Below are 16,554 nucleotides of genomic sequence, written 5' to 3'. Positions count from 1 at the left end.
CATACTGCATTGGTCGTATTACCTTCTTATGTAAAATAGTTACTGGTTAATAGATATATAATGCGAATTTTATTGTTAGCACTCCTCCTTTTTAGCTTTCCATATGTGAATGCAGTGGTAAGTAATACATCTACTCAATCAAATACTGCTACTGCTGAACGGTTGTCAGAAAAAGACTTGCTAAGTGAAGCTAAAGCTCTCAGAAAAAAAGACCCTGAAAATAGTTTAAAATTAGCTAACCAAGCCCTTGAGTTATCGATACAAAATAATAACCCTCATGTTACTGCGCAGGTTCATAGTTTATTAGGTAAATTGTTTCTGAAATCAGAAAATAAAGAGCAGGCATTAAATTATTTTTTGCAAGCTTCAAAAATACATAAAAATATCAATGAAACAAGAAATCAAATCGTTGCTTCTGTAGACTATATCAATCTACTGTTATCCTTAAAGCACTATCAACAAGCTGATGAACACCTTGCTGAACTACTTCCTATTGCACAGGAATACAAAAAGCCATGGCCGTTAGCTTTAACGTTAATTGCTAAAGCGGACAGTCACTACCTACAAAAAGAGTATAAAAAGGCAAACGATCAATATAAGCAAGCAGTTAATATCCTTGTCGCTAAAGACAAAACAACGCAGAAAAAATTAGGTGAAACTTATAAAAAACTTGCGCAGTCATACAAACGATTAAAAGATAGAGAGCAAACGGCGAGCTATTATAAAAAAGCATTAGATGTATTCACCGCTTTGAAAGATAAAAAAAATATGGCGCGTACTTTAAATACATTAGCCGAAGCTGAACGTTATTTGGATCATCTCCTCGTCGCTCTCGATTATTCTCTCCGTGGTCTGGAAATACACAAGCAAATAAATGATCAAGAAGGCTATGCGAAAGCATCAATGGGGGCGGGTATTATTTATCGCCACATTGGACGCTATGAAAAGTCACTAGAGCATGTTTATGAAGCCCACCTATATTATAAAAAAGTTAACAATATTAATGGTATTGCTGAAACGGCTAATCAATTAGGGTTTATTTATACAAGATTGAAGCAATTTGATGAGGCTAGAGATTTCTACCAACTCGCGATTGATGTATCTGGAGATAAAATAAAACGGAAAACACTGGCATCTTCATTAAGAGAAATGGCTGTTATTTATCTGAATGATGAAGACTATGAGTCTGCGTTATTAATGGTGGAACAAGCCCACAAAATATACATAAAAGAAAATGATAAATTAAAAAGGTCAATCACAGCACGTATTATTGCCAATATTTATCGAGATCAGAAAAAATATGAGCAAGCGATACCTTATTATAAAGAGTCCTTGTTCTTTGCAAAAGAATCAGGCAATAAAACTTATGAGGTAAAAGCGCAAGCTGCTTTAGCTGGGCTTTTAATTAATAGCAAAACAAAAGAAGCCATTGAGCAATTAAAAGAGTCTGTAGAATTATCACTTAAAATAGATAATAAAGTACAAGCTTTATACGCTTATCGTAAGTTAAGACAAGCTGAAAAGGTATTAGGCAATATTAGTGAATCTTTACGCTATGCAGAAGAAGAAATTAAACTCTCTGAAATTATCCAAAAAGAAAAAGATGAAAAAGAACTGACTTTAATAAAAGCTAAATTATATTCACAAACTAGAGAGATAGAGCTAGATGCTTTGAGAGAAAAAACCAAGTTGGATCAGCTTGAGCTAGCTAAGAAAAATAATGAAATTGAAATCGCTGAAAAAACAAGAATGATTACCGAGCTACAGCTTACCAAAAATAAATATGCCAATATTACTTTGGGGCTGTTATTAGGGTTATCAATATTGCTAGTTGTTTTTATTTATCGGTTATTTATAGCTTCAAAAAAACGTAATAAAGAACTCGATTATTTAGCTGCTCGTGATCCTTTAACGCATTGTTACAACCGTCGAGCTTTGTTTGAACATATGTATCGAGACTTGGAAAAGTCAGATTCACTCGATGAATATTGTATTATCATGGTTGATATCGACCACTTTAAAGAAGTTAACGATACCTATGGGCATAATGCAGGTGACTCTGTAATTTGTGGTGTTGCGGAGATTCTACAAACTTACATTAGCGATAATGATATTGTTTCACGTTTCGGTGGTGAAGAGTTTTGTGTTTACTTGCACAGAGAAACGGAAGAGCAAGCGATTGAAATTGCTGAAAACATGCGTCGTCAAGTTGAAGAGAGTCGATTTGGAGATATTTCAATCACTTGTTGTTTTGGTGTGTCGTCGATTAAGTTTAATGCCAAATCATACTTAGAATTAATTAATCAAGCTGACATTGCACTTTATCAGTCGAAATTGCTCGGGCGTAATAAAGTAACGCTATGGAGTAAAGAGTTTGATAAAAAAACAAGTACCCCGCTTTAAGTTAATTATAGTTTGTTAGTAATAAGCGCCTTCAAATAACTATATATTCAAATGAACTGATTTCTATAGGTGCGCTCAGAGCTCCTTTAAAAACCAAATTAATGACCATGCTGTGATCTAACGTAATATTTCATAAATGGCTATTTTGTAATATGAAACTTCTCTAATTAACATTAAAGGTGAAGTTAATATGTCGGTTAAGAAGCATAAACGCAAAGCGGTAAAACATAATCATTATGAGAAGAAAAAAGCAGCATCGTTATTAAGCCGTTATCCTCGACTTTTTATTTTATTAGGCATGGTGTTGGTTACTTTAAGTATTGTTTTATTAACAGTTGGTTACGTTAGTAATGCAAGAGTAGGGTTGGCTATGCTTTCATTATTCTTTGGCGTGGGGATGATGATTTTTGCCAATTTCTCCCTACCTAAAAGCTAGCTTCATTCTACGTTTCGAAGTAACTTACCAATAATATAAAGACCTTAAGTTCCAGTATTTCTATCATTTAAATGCTTTAACGATGATTTTAAATATTTGAGAAAAACATTGGTTCGCTCGGGTCTATTTTTTTCTGAGTCACTTAAAAGAGCTACAATATCAGCATCTGGTAATCGATATTCGGTTAAGATTTCTTGTAACTTGCCGTCTTTAAGTTCTTGAGCAACATCCCATTCGGAGCGGTGAATAATACCTAATCCTTTTAAGGCCCAAATTTTTATCGCATCAGCAATATTGCATACTAATTTAGGTTTAATACGAATATTACAAACTTCATTGCTTATGTTATGGGTAAAAGACCATAACATAGTGTCTTCATTGTTTTCTATTAGTGCAATACAGTGATGATTGATTAACGCTTCGGGTGTTGTGATTTTATCAATACTCGTTAAATAAGAGGGAGATGCGCATACAAGGCGTCGATTCTTTGATAATAAAATCCGACGCATAGAAGAGTTCTTTAATTCTCCTATATAAATAATAATATCAGCTTCAGGAGAAGCATCTTTATCAGGGTGGTCAGATAGCAATAACCTAATATCCAACTCAGGGTACTGAATAGAGAAGTCTCCGATAATAGGGGCAATGTGTTTTTCGCCAAAGCCTATTGGGGCAAGTACAGTCAATGTTCCTGAAAGTGATGATTGATCTTCTTTTAATTCATTAGTTAATAAATCAATCTCATTTAGTATCGATTGACAGCGGCTTGCTAGCTTCTTTCCATTTTCTGTTAATCTAGAATTCCTAAAATCTCTTTCCACTAATTTCAATGATAACTTTGCTTCTAATGCTTGTAATCTTTGAGTCACTGTTGGAGGCGTTACATTTAACCTTTTAGCGGCCGCAGATAAGCTCTTACTTGTGGCCACAATATAAAAAAAATGTAGGTCTAATGAAGACAGCATTAAACTTTCCTTTACTTTGAATTTATAAATTCTGAATACTCTAACCATACAACAAAATGATATTACTAGTTAACTATTAAAAACTAATTTTGTTGTAAGGAAAGAAAAGTGCTCTTGAAAGAATCATCCATTAGCGAAGCATCGGAGAAAATGGGGTGGTTAGTTAAGCCTCACGAAACCGTTGATGAAATAACATTAGGCGCATTCAACCCAGAAAAAATACAAAATATTGCTTCAACTTTACTATCAACCGGATTTTATATTGGTTCTAAAGAGTTGGGGCCTCATTTTTTGGATTTAAGTTCAACGTGGCATAGTTTTAGCGCAACTTGGGATACGTTGAGTACTGATCAATATATGCAAGATAAAGGAAAATATCGTAAACGAAGTTATTCCACAATGTACTACTCCTCGCAGTCAGAGAAAGTTTTGATAAAGCCTTATATGCCTCTTTATAAGTCTAAAGAATACAATCATTTTGCGGGAGATATTTTCCGTTACTTTGATAAAACTGATCCTATTCTATATAAAAATCAATATTTTAAGAAAGCGCTTTCCTTAGCTGCCAGTGTGTTTGATCAATGTGAAATAACTGCTGGTAACGCTAACCCAGAATGGTTTATAGAGGTTGATCAATATCGTATTGAAGCGAATGCATCTACCAATGGTAAGCCGACACCCGAAGGGATCCACAGTGACGGCACTTCCTACTTTCTTCTAATGCTTGTTGATAGAAAAAATATAGAAGGAGGGATAAGTTCAATTTATACCAGTGATTTAGAGCTAGTAGGAGAAACAACCTTAGCCTTTCCTGGGGATATGATGCTCATTGATGATTTGCGCATGTTACATGCTGTTAGCGATATCAATAGCAATGTAGATTATGCAAATAGGGATGTATTACATATTTCATTTACTAATTTAAATTCTGAAAGTGCAATTAAAAGACGATTTGGATTAACCAATTCTGAGTTAGAAAACGTGCATAATTTAAGGGGCTGTTAATGGACTTTATCGCATTTATCATTGCTTGTGTTTTATTTAGTATTTCACCAGGATCTGGTGCTGCAGTATCAATCAATAATGTCATTACTAATGGAATGAAAGGCGCGAGTTATGGAGTGTTAGGCTTACAATCTGCGTTAGCCATGCATTTAACTTTCATCTATCTCGGTATTGGCGTGTTAGTGTCACAATCACCTATGTTATATAACAGCATTAAATACCTTGGTATTATTTATTTGCTTTACCTTGGTATCGATAAGATAAGAACGAGTCTTAAAAATCAGAATTTCTTCGTACTTATTGGAGATAAAAAAAATAAGCGGGTGTTAATGAAAGAAGGATTTACTGTTAATTTAACCAATCCTAAATCGATCATTTTTTTAACTGCTTTTTTACCGCAATTTGTGAATGAGAATGCCGATGCAGGTGTTCAATACCTGTTACTAGGCTGTACTGTTGTTTTGGTGGATACCTTTGTTATGTTTTTCTATTGTTTTGGTGCGAATTCATTTAAATCGTTCTTTTCAAAAGAAAAGGCAATGCGAAACGTCAATTTCATATTTGGTTTAATATTTATCAGTATTGCTATATCGCTTGCTTTGTAACTGATGAATAGCGATTTAAAAAATCAGGCTTAGTGCTTCATAATATTGATCTGGATAAGGAATAGTAAAGTCTATTAAATTAAACGATATTAATTTTTAATTGCGCTATAAAATAAGTTCAAATGGGCCTTCTAGTTCATTGCCTGTATCGATATATATTTGGTAAATACCATTTTCGAAATTAACCTTATCGAAAGGGAAAGTTAAACTATCTTTATTGCTTGTTAAGTCAATTTTTAAAGGCATTATTATTGGCTCTTCATCTAATTTAAAGGCGATAAGGTTTAACTTCCAGTTGCTTATATTGCTTTTGTTTTTTACAAATTTAAGTTCCACTGAATGTGTATTAACTTTTGCATTAGACACCTTTGGGAAAATAAGTTGTTCGTTAGATTCTGAGTGAAAAATAAAATGCTCGCTACTTGTTTTTTGATCATAATAAACTTGAGTAATAGTGTAGTTCCCAGCCGTTAATGCTTCACTGAAATTATATAAAATATCTATTTTTTCTAAAGAATGACGCCAAGCTGAAGCATTCAATTCATTGGGGGCTTCTCCCTGAGCTGATAAAGGTGTAATTTGTTGCTTCCTAATAGCTTGTTGTTGCCCTTTTAAGCGAGAAGTTTTTTTTACCGAAATAGCTCCAGTTTTCTGATCTCTTAAAAGCAAAAAAGTATTTCTTTTTGGGTTCACTTGCCAAGCACGTGATCCTGTTGTTATATGCCCACTTAACAGATAGTGATTATATTTATTGATTTCTTTTGGAACAAGAATCCATAGCTTGCTTGATGTCGGCAATTCACCTCTATCGAATTCATCCTTGTCTAATTCTAGAATTATTTGAGTGAGTTCTTCTTCAGTTAAGGAAGTCATTGATTTTTTTTGTGCTAGTAATATTTCTATTATGGCGCTTTTAGATAAATTGGGCATTATTTTATCCTCATATGCATTTCTATTTTCATTTGAGCAGGCTATTAATAAAGTAAATACAGTGAGCAGTAACAGCCTTCCTTTTAAATAAAGTTTCATTTTTACCAACTCTGTCAATCACTCGAAATATTTTTGTTTAGTATACAAGTTTGTACTAAAATTTATACTCGATAAATTAAGGAATCATTCTAAAATGCAAAAGTATCTCATTAACTCTACTACTAAACCTGCAAGTTTTTGCAGTCTTTTTGTCGATGATTATTACACACATACTATTTATTCTGGTGAAGTAGGAACTAATGGTCAGGCTGATACACAAGAGTTTGATTCCGATGAAGAACGATTTCAAAATGAAGAAAAATTAATAGAAGAAAAAATTAAGCAAGGTTATACATTGTTAAAAGATAATGATGTGTTAAGAGGCAAGTGGTTTGAAAACCTAAGGTTAAGGTTATTCCATGCATTTAAACAAGACATGTTAGCTAAGTATCCAGTGCAAGCCTATAAATCTATCCAGCTTCATCGTTTTGATGCTAATTTCGCATTGGGCCTAGGAGTTAATTCTGAAGGCGAGGAGCATGAATATTTAGATGCTGATACAGCATGGTATGAAGAGGTTAGATTAACTGCCATTTATAAACAATTAGAAAATATTCCTGATACCGAATATGACCAAGAAGATGGCTGTGAATATGCCATTGAATTTGAACGTAATGAATGGCCTGTTAATGAAGAAGATTGTTATGAGTTGGAATGCTTTTTAACAAATGTCGTTTTAGCTTCTGTTTTCCTTAGTTTAAAAGAAGATCCAGATCTTAATGGGTATCTAATGAATATTGAGGTGGTTAATATTACATCTGAAGATAGAAAACTTGGTCTTTTTTCTAGCCATTTTCAAATCCCTGGGTTTGGACCATACACTGATACTAATGTTGACAATCATATTAAAAGCAATGTTGTTAACGCTTTTATCCAAGATGAACAAATTCAACAAATAGTCTTAGGTCTATGGGGTGATAAAGCCAATGAAATGGCAGCTGCCTTTTTAAAGCGTTTAAAACAATAAAATCAATAATGAGCAAAGACCTTTAGCGTAATTATCTCAAGGTCTTTAAAAAGATTGTTACTAATCTATATAACTCCCTAGTAAATTATCTCCTATAGTCAGTTCGATTAAGCGATTAATTTCATTGTCTGAAATAAGAAATCGTTACAACTTCAGTTCTGCAGAATCAATGATTAATGTTTTATAATTGGATTATTATAAATAACGTTTGACTTGGACGTCTAGACGTCTTATTGTGCGTCATGTAAATAATAACGAGATAGATCACGTTTCATTTGAATTGTGAGTAGGGTGAAGTAACATACCGTCCTCGCTATTAGGCGAATTCAGTCAGGAATACAGATGATAGAAATAAAAAATGTAAACAAAGTGTTTTATCAGGGCGACAAAGAGATTCATGCGCTATCTGAGATCAACTTAAAAATAGAGCAGGGCAGTATCTTTGGTGTGATTGGTTCATCGGGTGCAGGTAAAAGTACTCTAATACGCTGTGTTAATTTATTAGAGCGTCCAACGAATGGCCAAGTGGTCGTTGATGGTGTTGATTTAACAAGGTTATCTGAACAAGAATTAACGCAAACTCGTCGTAAAATAGGCATGATTTTTCAACACTTTAATTTACTGTCATCACGTACCGTGTTTAATAATGTGGCGCTACCATTAGAGCTTGCTGGTGTTGATAAACAGAAAATCAAACAAAAAGTGGAAAGCTTATTAAAGCTAGTTGGTTTAGAAGATAAGCGTGATGTTTACCCTGCTAATTTAAGTGGTGGTCAAAAACAACGTGTTGCTATTGCGCGAGCATTAGCCTCGGATCCTAAAGTTCTATTATGTGATGAAGCAACGAGTGCCTTAGATCCTGCTACGACTATTTCTATTTTAGAATTATTACGAAAAATTAATAAAGAACTCAATTTAACTATTCTATTGATCACGCATGAAATGGCGGTAGTAAAAGGAATATGTGAAGATGTTGCTATTATAGGTGATGGTAAATTAGTTGAAAATGGCAAAGTGGGGGATATTTTTGCACATCCGAAAACGGATCTTGCCCGTGAATTTATTCGTTCAACCTTAGATTTATCTATTCCAGCAGATTATAAAGAACGTTTACAAGCGACGAGAGTTGAAAATAGCTATCCTTTAATCCGTTTGGAATTTACTGGCGCATCAGTTGATGCACCTGTGATAAGCCATGTAGCACGTGAATTTAATATCGATATCAGCATCTTAAGCTCCAATATGGATTATGTCGGTGGAGTGAAATTTGGTCTAATGTTAGCTGAGTTTATTGGTTCAGAAGCCTGTGCAGATAAAGCAATTCAATATTTAAAAGAACAGAAAATAGAACTAGAGGTGCTAGGTTATGTCGCTTAATACAGTTGTTACATGGTGGGCTGAAAATACACGTCTTATTGAATTGTTGGTGGATTCTTTATGGCAAACCATAGTGATGGTATTTACATCTGGTTTTATTGGCTTTGCTGTGGGAATACCACTTGGTGTGTTATTACATTTAAGTAAAAAAAATGGGTTGTTAGAAAACACTGTATTAAATAAAAGCTTAGGTGTTGTTGTTAATATAGGGCGCTCTATTCCTTTTATTATTTTATTAGTTGCGTTAATTCCTATTACTCGCTTTATTGTTGGCTCTTCTATTGGTACTCCTGCGGCGATCGTGCCTTTGACCATAGGTGCAATTCCATTTATTGCTCGTTTAGTCGAAGGAGCGTTATTAGAAGTGCCATCTGGTCTTGTTGAAGCTGCACAAGCTATGGGAGCAAAACCGATTCAAATTATTAACAAAGTTTTATTACCTGAAGCATTACCTGGCATTATTAATGCTGCAACCATCACTTTAGTGACCCTCGTTGGTTATTCTGCTATGGCTGGAACCGTTGGTGGTGGTGGCCTTGGTGATGTTGGTATTCGTTATGGTTATCAGCGTTTTGATGCCACAGTGATGATTATTACCATAGTGATCTTGGTCTTATTGGTACAACTTATTCAATCGGTGGGTGATTATCTCGTTAAGCGTGTTGATCATCGTTAATTTTTTATTTTTACAATGTATTCTTGGGCACTTATTAAAGTGTCTAGGAAATGAAGTTACTTTCAAAAGGAAAACTTATGAACTTTAATATTAAAAAAGTACTCGCTGCTTTAGGCTTAGCATCAACTGTTGCATTATTTGGTTGTGGTGAAAAAGAAGCTGTTGTTGATAATAGCAAAGTAACGATTGGTGTGATTGCTGGTGCTGAAGCGCAGGTTGCTGAAATTGCAGCTAAAGTTGCAAAAGAAAAATACGGGCTTGATGTTAAATTAGTGACTTTTTCTGATTACATCACACCTAATGCTGCACTTGATGAAGGTTCAATTGATGCAAATGCATTTCAACACAAACCTTACTTAGATCAGCAAGTTGCTGACCGAGGTTACAAGTTTGCAGTAGCAGGAAATACATTTGTTTATCCAATTGCAGGTTATTCAAACAAAATTCAAGCTCTTAGCGAATTAGAGTTTGGTGACCAAATTGCAGTGCCAAGTGACCCAACTAATTTAGGCCGTTCTTTAATCTTATTACAGCAACAAGGTTTATTAACATTAAAAGAAGGCGTTGGTCTTAAAGCAACGGTATTAGACATCGTTGGTAACGATAAAGAACTGAAAATTGTTGAATTAGAAGCAGCGCAACTACCTCGTTCATTAGATGACGTTAGCCTTGCAATTATTAATACAACTTACGCAAGCTCTATTGATCTCTCACCTGAGCAAGATGGTTTATTTGTTGAAGATAAAGAATCTCCATACGTAAACTTAATCGTTGCACGTGAAGACAATGTTCAAGCAGAAAATATCCGAAATTTTGTGAAAGCGTATCAATCTGAAGAAGTATACCAAGCTGCAATGGAAATCTTTAAAGGTGGCGTTGTTAAAGGCTGGTAATCTCTTTTTCTTAATCTATTTTTAAAATATTATAAAAGGGATCAGGCTTAGCTTGCTCCCTTTTTTGTTAAAGAGGACGTATGAAATTTTCTTTGTTGTGTTTATTGGGATATTGCTTTTCTTTCGCTGCTTACACAGCTAGTTTTGAGGAAGATATTGTTTCTGCGTTAATAGAAAGAACAACTCATGATGTTAGATATGATGGTTCTTATCTTTCAATTTCTTATCCTAATGGAGATGTGCCTAATGATATTGGTGTATGTACTGATGTTGTGATCCGCGCATATAGACATTTAGGAGTGGATCTACAAAAATTAATCCATGAAGATATGGTGAAGGATTTTAATGCCTATCCTTCTAAACGTATTTGGGGGTTAAGTAGAACTGATAAAAATATCGACCATCGTAGAGTGCCTAATTTGCAAGCCTTTTTAGCTCGGCATGGGCAAGTATTAAAAAAATCAGAGAATGCTAAAGATTATAAAACAGGAGATATCGTCACTTGGATGCTTCCTGGAAACTTACCTCATGTCGGTATGTTAATTGATCGTATATCACCGCAAACAGGTAACCCTTTAATCGTTCACAATATCGGTAGAGGACCCGAAATCCAAGATATGTTGTTTGATTATAAAATTACCGGGCATTATCGTTTTGTGCCAGCAGGGTATAATTAATATGATGAATGTAGACGATGTAGCTGAACTATCAATTGTTTCTGTTAAACATATTGAGTCTTATCTCTTGGAGTTAAGGTTTAATAATAGACACATTCAGAGAGTTGATTTCTCTTCTTTTATTTTTTCAAATAGGCATCCTGACTATGAGCAATATAAAAATGAAGATATGTTTTTAAACTACAAGCTTATTGACGGTAATCTTAATTGGGATGATTATAGAATGATTTTTACGGTTGAAGATTTATATAGAGGGAAAATTTAGCTCTACTTAAAAAGGATATTAAATAACCCTAAGTCTCTATGTTTAATTCAATAAGATCATTGCTGAATTATGACACTGCATACTGATGCTACTTGTTTTATTTTTCTTATTTCCATTAATGCGTTATCAATATTGTTCTCAATAAGGATATGCAAGTTTGAATTATCAATTTGAGAGAGGATTTTTTCAAGGTTTACAATATCTGCGTTATTTTCTTGTTCGATTTCTTCTAACAATAATAAGCTGATTGATTCTTGGCCTTGTAAGAGAAGAGTTTCGTTTATTTGCGCTTGTGCATATTCTTTTGTGGAAGCTGGTATAAGCAAACAGTCAATGAATAGTTCAGAACCGTCTGTTGCTAAAGGGCCTTCAAACTTAGGCTGTGATTGTGTATAGGCAAACCAAACTCTAGATTGTTGCTTAATATGTTCTTCCGTTATAAAAGTTCCAAAAGCAACCTTGCTCAATCCTACTTCAATCGAATTAATAGCCTCTTCGACACCGTATCTTTCACATGGTGCTAAATTTAGTACAGCTTCATCACTGTAAAGTATTGTCGATATGACTGTGACAATCTCAAATTCAAGCACTTTCAAGGTAAGCTTGAGTTGTTGGAGTGCATCTTGTTCAGTATTTGCTTGAATAACTGTGGTAACAAAAACAAGCTCATTGGCTTTTATTTTATTTTTGTAATTATTCTGAGCTTTTAATTTTGTGGATATCATCCAGCGTTTTGTATTACTCATTCTTAGTGATTCTCTTTAATGTTTGCTGGTGAACAAGCACGTTGACGATGCTTTATATATCCTCATTCCAAGATCGCGTAAAATATTCGATACTCTCTTTTGCAGCGAATACCGCTATCCCTTCTTTATGCCCTAATAAATCATACTCTATTAAATACGATAATAGCCAAACAACTTTAGCTTCTTCTGATTCCGAGTTAATCAGTTGGTCGTTAATATAAATACGTCTTGGAATTAAATTTAAAGGAATGGAGTCATCGTAATCATCTTCATCCTCTCTAATTTTAATATCTATTTTCTCTAATGATTGAAGCGTGAGTACTAGTAGTATGCTGGCTGGACACGGAGGAACCCAAAAATGAACGTCTTTGATATTATTTTTTGTTAATGTTTGAATGGTTAACATAAGTGGCTTAAAAATACGCGTATATTAATTTCAACTTTAAGTGCTTTAACTGTAGGCGTCAAGTTGAAAGGATATATTCTTAAAGTCATTATTAACATGATTGACTACATCGAAAACAATAGTCCAGAAAGAAGCAAACATGGCCTTGAAAACATTAAGATACTCAAGGTTGAGAAATATGAACGCGGTTATATATAAAAGAAAGCGCAAAAAACGTGCTTTATATTGACTGTGTAACTAGTAACAAGTTATTGTTCTGTTTCCTTTGGATATCGTCAGTTAAAACGATGCATTTCGATTACTGCTATTAATAGAATTAATTCGGTTTTAATCATAAATGTTTGGGAACTTGGTGAAATACCAGGCTGCCCCCGCAACGGTAGAGCAAGCTCATTTGATGTTTGTTAAGCCCGGATACCAAACCTTAGGATGATACTTGCTGTTGAAGCAAGTACCGTGGTGTTGCGGAGGGCTTCACCGGCTGGTCTGCTTTTTAAAGGGATTGTTATTCCTTGAATAAAGTGTGCCATCTCCTCCACAACTTCGCCTGTTAATTACTCAGACGGAGATTTTTCTGTGTTAAACCTTACTAAATTAAAATATTTTTATAATCCACTGACCTTAATCGTTAGCTGCTTGCTTTCGTTTTCTGCCCAAGCTCATTTCCAAATGCTTTACACACCTGATTTATTACATGCAAAAAGCGGTGCTATCACCTTTAAAATGCCTTTTACTCATCCTGCTGCTAGTGGGCATGTAATGGTTGTTGAAAAACCAGAAGCTTTTTATATGGTTAAAAAAAGTAAAAAAACAGATTTACTTCATAGTATTACAGAAATTGAGTGGGAAAGTGCTGTTGATAAAGGAACTGCTTACCAAGCTGATGTTAAGTTACGTGGATTAGGCGATTATGTATTTATTGCACAACCTTCCCCTTATTTTGAACCGGAAGAAGATCTTTATATTCAACAAATTACTAAAACCATCGTGAACGTGGGTAACTTACCCACAGATTGGAATCATGACTTAGGATTAACCGCTGAGATTGTGCCATTAACTAAACCTTATGCGATTTATGAAGGTGGTATTTTTAGCGCGGTGATTAAATCTAAAGGTGAGCCTGTTCCTTTCGCAGCTGTTGAAGTCGAGTTTATGAATTACGTACCTGATATGCAAAAAAATCAATTTGCTAAAGAGCCAATCATGACTCCACCTGCAGATGTGTTTGTGACGCAAACAATTTATGCAGATGCCAACGGTACCTTCCATTTCTCATTATTAAAAGCAGGTCATTGGGGATTTGCTGCATTGGGTGTCGGTGAGCAGAAAACCTATCAAGGTAAAGAGTTATCACAGGATGCGGTGATTTGGGTTGAAGCAACTAAGCTTCCATAACCAATAACTTGTAGATTATTTAAGAGGGTGAATTATGCATATTGTTGATGGCGCATTATCTGTACCCGTATTAGTTAGCGGCGCAGTGTTATCTGTTGTAGGTATCGCTATTGGCTTGAAAAAGATGGATTACGATAATTTGCCATTAGTGGGCGTATTAGCATCTGTATTTTTTATTGCCTCTTATATTCATTTACCTTTGGGATTTTCAAGCGTTCATTTAATTATGAATGGTTTATTAGGCATTTTATTGGGCTGGGTTGCTTTTCCTGCCTTGCTGGTGGCTTTGTTATTACAAGTGATCTTCTTTGGCTTTGGCGGTTTATTGGTGTTAGGCGTTAATACGTTGAATATCGCATTACCCGCGGTGATTATTTATTACCTTTGTTATAAAGGTATACGTAGTGAAAACCCTAAAGTTGCGGCTATTTGGGGAGCAATTGGTGGCGCAGGCGCGATTGTGATCACTTCATTGATGGTTGCTTTTTCACTGGCATTATCTGGTGAATCATTTGTATTAGCTGCAAAAGCCGTATTACCTGCACATATTCCCATTATGGTGCTAGAAGGTTTTGTTTCCTATGCTGCTGTATATTTAATTCATAGGGTTAAACCTGAATTTATTAATAAGGAATCAGTTTAATGAAAAGGATTATTTCTCCTGTTATTTTACTGTTATCAAGTCTATTTAGTATGGCAGCCATTGCACATAATGTAGTCGGTGGTGTGTATGCAACGGGCTTTGAAATTGAAGGTGAAGCGGGGTTTTCAAATGGCTCAATGGCAAACGCTGGCACCATCGTTAAAATTTTCGACCAATCGGGATTACCTTTAGGGGAAGTTGAAACCGATGATGAAGGATTTTTTACCTTTACAGCTAAAAAACGTATTACCCATGTATTCGAAATTGATATGGGAGCGGGCCATCAGCTAACAATGCAATTGCCTGCTGAAGAGTTACCTGAAAGTTTAAGTGCAGGACCTTCAAGCGAACAATACACTAATAATCGGTTGGTATCGGTTAATAATGACACGCCTGCTAATGTCGAACAAATATCAGTCTTAATGTTAGAGAAAGCGATTGCTAAACAAATAAAACCACTACGCAAAGAGATACAAAGCTTGAAAGAAAAATCAGGCTTACGTGATATTCTAGGTGGTATTGGTTATATTTTTGGATTACTCGGATTGGTTGCTTTTTTAAGAGAACGAAAATTAAAGGCTAAACAGTAATGTCACAAGGCTTAGAGCACAGCCTGACCTCATGGTCTGGGCAAGCATTAAAGCATCAAGCATCATGGATAGATGATCTTGATGCGCGTGTGCGTGTTGTGTGCTCTGGACTCTTTGCATTAGTCGTGGTGTTAAGCCATCATTTTATACCTGCACTATTAGGTTTGTTATGTGCATTTATTTTAGTGAAAGCGAGTAAGCTAAATATAAAAAGAACTTTGCGCCGCGTGATTGCAATGGACTTTTTTATGCTAACGCTGATTTGTATTCTGCCTTTTACCACACCCGGTGATGCTATGTTTACCGTGTTTGGATTGCAGGCAAGTTGGCAAGGTTTGTTGCATGCATTGTTAATCACAATCAAAGCCAATGCCGTTTTATTGGTTCTATTTTCATTAGTTGCCACTATGTCGGCTTCAACACTAGGCCATGCACTAGCACATTTAAAAGTGCCTGATAAGCTAGTTCATTTAATGTTATTTATGGTGCGTTATTTAGATGTAATAAGCCAAGAATACAAAAAAATGCGACGTGCAATGCAAGCTCGTGCTTTTGTAATGCGTACAAATAGGCATACTTGGAAAAGTATTGGTTATTTATTTGGCATGCTATTAATACGTTCAGTTGAGCGTGCAGAACGAATTTCTGATGCGATGAAATGTCGTGGTTTTTGTGGCCGTTATTATCTTAATGATGAGATGAAAATGGGGCGATCAGACCTAGTCTTTAGTGTCGTTTTTTTATGTTTTTTATCATTGCTAATAGGGCTGAATATTAATGACTTATTCAAGTAAACCGCTTATAAAAATAGAAGCCCTTAGTTATGCTTATCCAAGGCGTGGCAGCGTATTGAATAATATCGACTTTGCCTTGCATGATGGCGAACGCGTGGTGATCAACGGCGATAATGGCGTTGGAAAAACAACATTATTACATTTGATTGTTGGGCTTAAAAAAGCGAAAAAAGGTGATATCACTGGTTTTGGTGAATTATGCAAAACCGAAAAGCAGTTCAATAAATTACGTGCTAAAGCGGGATTATTATTTCAAGATCCCGATGATCAGCTATTTTGTCCAACGGTATTAGAAGATGTGATGTTTGGACCTTTAAATCTTGGTTTTACAAAGCAACAAGCAATAGAAAAGTCATTGGAAACATTAAATACATTAGGTATGCAAGGGTTTGAATCTCGTATTACTCATCAGCTTTCTGGTGGAGAAAAACGTATGATCACCTTAGCCAGTGTGTTGGTGATGGAGCCTGAAGTGTTAATTCTAGATGAGCCAACTAACGCGTTAGACGAAAAAGCCAAAATGCGTTTACTGAACGTGTTACAAACATTACCACAGGCAATGATCATCATTTCTCACGATAAGCTATTTTCAAATCAATTAGCAACGCGTCAATTAACATTAAGCGATGGGCTATTAACCGAACAACCTATTCCTAGTATTGCAGTGGCATAAGGCGTGAGG

19 protein-coding genes and 1 riboswitch are annotated in these 16,554 nt (G+C 35.1%); of the genes, 15 read left to right on the top strand and 4 right to left on the bottom strand.

Annotated elements, in window-relative coordinates; all coding sequences use genetic code 11:
* The first annotated feature begins 60 nt into the window (after positions 1 to 60).
* Together E2R67_RS03505 and E2R67_RS03500 are read left to right on the top strand one after the other, a co-directional pair.
* Positions 61 to 2,403, top strand: coding sequence for a tetratricopeptide repeat-containing diguanylate cyclase (locus E2R67_RS03505; RefSeq protein WP_134289549.1), 2,343 nt, complete (start codon positions 61 to 63; stop codon positions 2,401 to 2,403).
* A gap of 190 nt (positions 2,404 to 2,593) precedes the next feature.
* On the top strand, positions 2,594 to 2,839 hold the full coding sequence (locus tag E2R67_RS03500; protein WP_134289548.1) for a hypothetical protein: 246 nt from the start codon (positions 2,594 to 2,596) through the stop codon (positions 2,837 to 2,839).
* Positions 2,840 to 2,883: 44 nt separating this feature from the next.
* Here the strand turns inward: E2R67_RS03500 and E2R67_RS03495 are convergent, their stop codons facing one another.
* On the bottom strand, positions 2,884 to 3,804 hold the full coding sequence (locus E2R67_RS03495; RefSeq protein ID WP_134289547.1) for a LysR family transcriptional regulator: 921 nt from the start codon (positions 3,802 to 3,804) through the stop codon (positions 2,884 to 2,886).
* A 108-nt stretch (positions 3,805 to 3,912) separates the two neighbouring features.
* Between E2R67_RS03495 and E2R67_RS03490 the strand changes: the two genes are divergently transcribed.
* Together E2R67_RS03490 and E2R67_RS03485 are read left to right on the top strand one after the other, a co-directional pair.
* Positions 3,913 to 4,809 carry a 2OG-Fe dioxygenase family protein gene (locus tag E2R67_RS03490; protein ID WP_134289546.1) on the top strand — a complete coding sequence of 299 codons (897 nt, stop codon included), beginning with the start codon at positions 3,913 to 3,915 and terminating at the stop codon, positions 4,807 to 4,809.
* Positions 4,809 to 5,414, top strand: coding sequence for a LysE family transporter (locus E2R67_RS03485; protein ID WP_134289545.1), 606 nt, complete (start codon positions 4,809 to 4,811; stop codon positions 5,412 to 5,414). Before E2R67_RS03490 ends, E2R67_RS03485 begins: the two co-directional genes overlap by 1 nt.
* Before the next feature lie 105 nt (positions 5,415 to 5,519).
* On the opposite strand, the gene E2R67_RS03480 is transcribed toward E2R67_RS03485, so the two are convergent.
* Entirely contained in the window at positions 5,520 to 6,443 is a 924-nt protein-coding gene (locus tag E2R67_RS03480; protein WP_134289544.1) for a hypothetical protein, read from the bottom strand.
* Positions 6,444 to 6,537: 94 nt separating this feature from the next.
* Between E2R67_RS03480 and E2R67_RS03475 the strand changes: the two genes are divergently transcribed.
* From E2R67_RS03475 to E2R67_RS03450, 6 genes are all read left to right on the top strand, one after another.
* Complete coding sequence (locus tag E2R67_RS03475; protein WP_134289543.1) at positions 6,538 to 7,410, top strand: WGR domain-containing protein; 873 nt, start codon at positions 6,538 to 6,540, stop codon at positions 7,408 to 7,410.
* A gap of 342 nt (positions 7,411 to 7,752) precedes the next feature.
* Positions 7,753 to 8,787 (top strand): methionine ABC transporter ATP-binding protein MetN, encoded by a 1,035-nt coding sequence (metN, locus tag E2R67_RS03470; protein WP_134289542.1) that lies wholly within the window; start codon positions 7,753 to 7,755, stop codon positions 8,785 to 8,787.
* Positions 8,777 to 9,463, top strand: a complete 687-nt coding sequence (locus tag E2R67_RS03465; protein WP_134289541.1) for a methionine ABC transporter permease — start codon at positions 8,777 to 8,779, stop codon at positions 9,461 to 9,463. Before metN ends, E2R67_RS03465 begins: the two co-directional genes overlap by 11 nt.
* 77 nt (positions 9,464 to 9,540) lie before the next feature.
* A complete protein-coding gene (locus tag E2R67_RS03460) occupies positions 9,541 to 10,356 on the top strand; it encodes a MetQ/NlpA family lipoprotein (protein ID WP_134289540.1) in 816 nt (271 codons plus the stop codon).
* 80 nt (positions 10,357 to 10,436) lie between these two features.
* The gene (locus E2R67_RS03455) at positions 10,437 to 11,033 is read left to right on the top strand and encodes a DUF1287 domain-containing protein (RefSeq protein WP_134289539.1); all 597 of its coding nucleotides are present in this window, start codon (positions 10,437 to 10,439) and stop codon (positions 11,031 to 11,033) included.
* A gap of 1 nt (position 11,034) precedes the next feature.
* A complete protein-coding gene (locus tag E2R67_RS03450; RefSeq protein ID WP_208379452.1) occupies positions 11,035 to 11,298 on the top strand; it encodes a DUF2442 domain-containing protein in 264 nt (87 codons plus the stop codon).
* A 56-nt stretch (positions 11,299 to 11,354) separates the two neighbouring features.
* Here E2R67_RS03450 and E2R67_RS03445 read toward each other — a convergent pair whose 3' ends face one another.
* Positions 11,355 to 12,044, bottom strand: a complete 690-nt coding sequence (locus tag E2R67_RS03445) for a hypothetical protein (protein ID WP_134289538.1) — start codon at positions 12,042 to 12,044, stop codon at positions 11,355 to 11,357.
* A 52-nt stretch (positions 12,045 to 12,096) separates the two neighbouring features.
* Positions 12,097 to 12,450, bottom strand: a complete 354-nt coding sequence (locus tag E2R67_RS03440) for a hypothetical protein (RefSeq protein WP_134289537.1) — start codon at positions 12,448 to 12,450, stop codon at positions 12,097 to 12,099.
* Positions 12,451 to 12,756: 306 nt separating this feature from the next.
* Positions 12,757 to 12,890: riboswitch (cobalamin riboswitch) on the top strand.
* Positions 12,891 to 13,026: 136 nt separating this feature from the next.
* On the opposite strand from E2R67_RS03440, the gene E2R67_RS03435 reads away from it, so the two are divergent.
* The 5 genes from E2R67_RS03435 to E2R67_RS03415 are packed head-to-tail and all read left to right on the top strand — an operon-like array spanning position 13,027 to position 16,545.
* Entirely contained in the window at positions 13,027 to 13,845 is an 819-nt protein-coding gene (locus tag E2R67_RS03435) for a DUF4198 domain-containing protein (protein WP_208379451.1), read from the top strand.
* Between the two features lie 34 nt (positions 13,846 to 13,879).
* Positions 13,880 to 14,488: a cobalt transporter CbiM gene (gene cbiM, locus E2R67_RS03430; protein WP_134289536.1), complete on the top strand. Its 609-nt coding sequence runs from the start codon at positions 13,880 to 13,882 to the stop codon at positions 14,486 to 14,488.
* Complete coding sequence (locus E2R67_RS03425) at positions 14,488 to 15,078, top strand: NikL family nickel/cobalt ECF transporter subunit (RefSeq protein WP_134289535.1); 591 nt, start codon at positions 14,488 to 14,490, stop codon at positions 15,076 to 15,078. Before cbiM ends, E2R67_RS03425 begins: the two co-directional genes overlap by 1 nt.
* A complete protein-coding gene (cbiQ, locus tag E2R67_RS03420) occupies positions 15,078 to 15,872 on the top strand; it encodes a cobalt ECF transporter T component CbiQ (protein WP_134289534.1) in 795 nt (264 codons plus the stop codon). Before E2R67_RS03425 ends, cbiQ begins: the two co-directional genes overlap by 1 nt.
* Positions 15,856 to 16,545 (top strand): energy-coupling factor ABC transporter ATP-binding protein, encoded by a 690-nt coding sequence (locus E2R67_RS03415; protein WP_134289533.1) that lies wholly within the window; start codon positions 15,856 to 15,858, stop codon positions 16,543 to 16,545. Before cbiQ ends, E2R67_RS03415 begins: the two co-directional genes overlap by 17 nt.
* Positions 16,546 to 16,554: the final 9 nt, after the last annotated feature.

The organism is Psychromonas algicola, from assembly GCF_004378355.1.
Taxonomy (GTDB): domain Bacteria; phylum Pseudomonadota; class Gammaproteobacteria; order Enterobacterales; family Psychromonadaceae; genus Psychromonas.
The sequence above is the reverse complement of the archived record's forward strand: the minus strand, read 5'-3'. Positions and strand labels throughout refer to the sequence as shown.

Excerpts from the sequence above, each read along its gene's own strand:
- E2R67_RS03440 (WP_134289537.1), bottom strand. The coding sequence starts at position 12,450 with ATGTTAACCATTCAAACATTAACAAAAAATAATATCAAAGACGTTCAT.
- E2R67_RS03415 (WP_134289533.1), top strand. The coding sequence starts at position 15,856 with ATGACTTATTCAAGTAAACCGCTTATAAAAATAGAAGCCCTTAGTTAT.
- E2R67_RS03455 (WP_134289539.1), top strand. The coding sequence starts at position 10,437 with ATGAAATTTTCTTTGTTGTGTTTATTGGGATATTGCTTTTCTTTCGCT.
- E2R67_RS03475 (WP_134289543.1), top strand. The coding sequence starts at position 6,538 with ATGCAAAAGTATCTCATTAACTCTACTACTAAACCTGCAAGTTTTTGC.
- E2R67_RS03495 (WP_134289547.1), bottom strand. The coding sequence starts at position 3,804 with ATGCTGTCTTCATTAGACCTACATTTTTTTTATATTGTGGCCACAAGT.
- cbiQ (WP_134289534.1), top strand. The coding sequence starts at position 15,078 with ATGTCACAAGGCTTAGAGCACAGCCTGACCTCATGGTCTGGGCAAGCA.
- E2R67_RS03505 (WP_134289549.1), top strand. The coding sequence starts at position 61 with ATGCGAATTTTATTGTTAGCACTCCTCCTTTTTAGCTTTCCATATGTG.
- E2R67_RS03445 (WP_134289538.1), bottom strand. The coding sequence starts at position 12,044 with ATGAGTAATACAAAACGCTGGATGATATCCACAAAATTAAAAGCTCAG.
- E2R67_RS03485 (WP_134289545.1), top strand. The coding sequence starts at position 4,809 with ATGGACTTTATCGCATTTATCATTGCTTGTGTTTTATTTAGTATTTCA.
- E2R67_RS03460 (WP_134289540.1), top strand. The coding sequence starts at position 9,541 with ATGAACTTTAATATTAAAAAAGTACTCGCTGCTTTAGGCTTAGCATCA.
- E2R67_RS03480 (WP_134289544.1), bottom strand. The coding sequence starts at position 6,443 with ATGAAACTTTATTTAAAAGGAAGGCTGTTACTGCTCACTGTATTTACT.
- cbiM (WP_134289536.1), top strand. The coding sequence starts at position 13,880 with ATGCATATTGTTGATGGCGCATTATCTGTACCCGTATTAGTTAGCGGC.
- E2R67_RS03500 (WP_134289548.1), top strand. The coding sequence starts at position 2,594 with ATGTCGGTTAAGAAGCATAAACGCAAAGCGGTAAAACATAATCATTAT.
- E2R67_RS03465 (WP_134289541.1), top strand. The coding sequence starts at position 8,777 with ATGTCGCTTAATACAGTTGTTACATGGTGGGCTGAAAATACACGTCTT.
- E2R67_RS03425 (WP_134289535.1), top strand. The coding sequence starts at position 14,488 with ATGAAAAGGATTATTTCTCCTGTTATTTTACTGTTATCAAGTCTATTT.
- E2R67_RS03450 (WP_208379452.1), top strand. The coding sequence starts at position 11,035 with ATGATGAATGTAGACGATGTAGCTGAACTATCAATTGTTTCTGTTAAA.
- metN (WP_134289542.1), top strand. The coding sequence starts at position 7,753 with ATGATAGAAATAAAAAATGTAAACAAAGTGTTTTATCAGGGCGACAAA.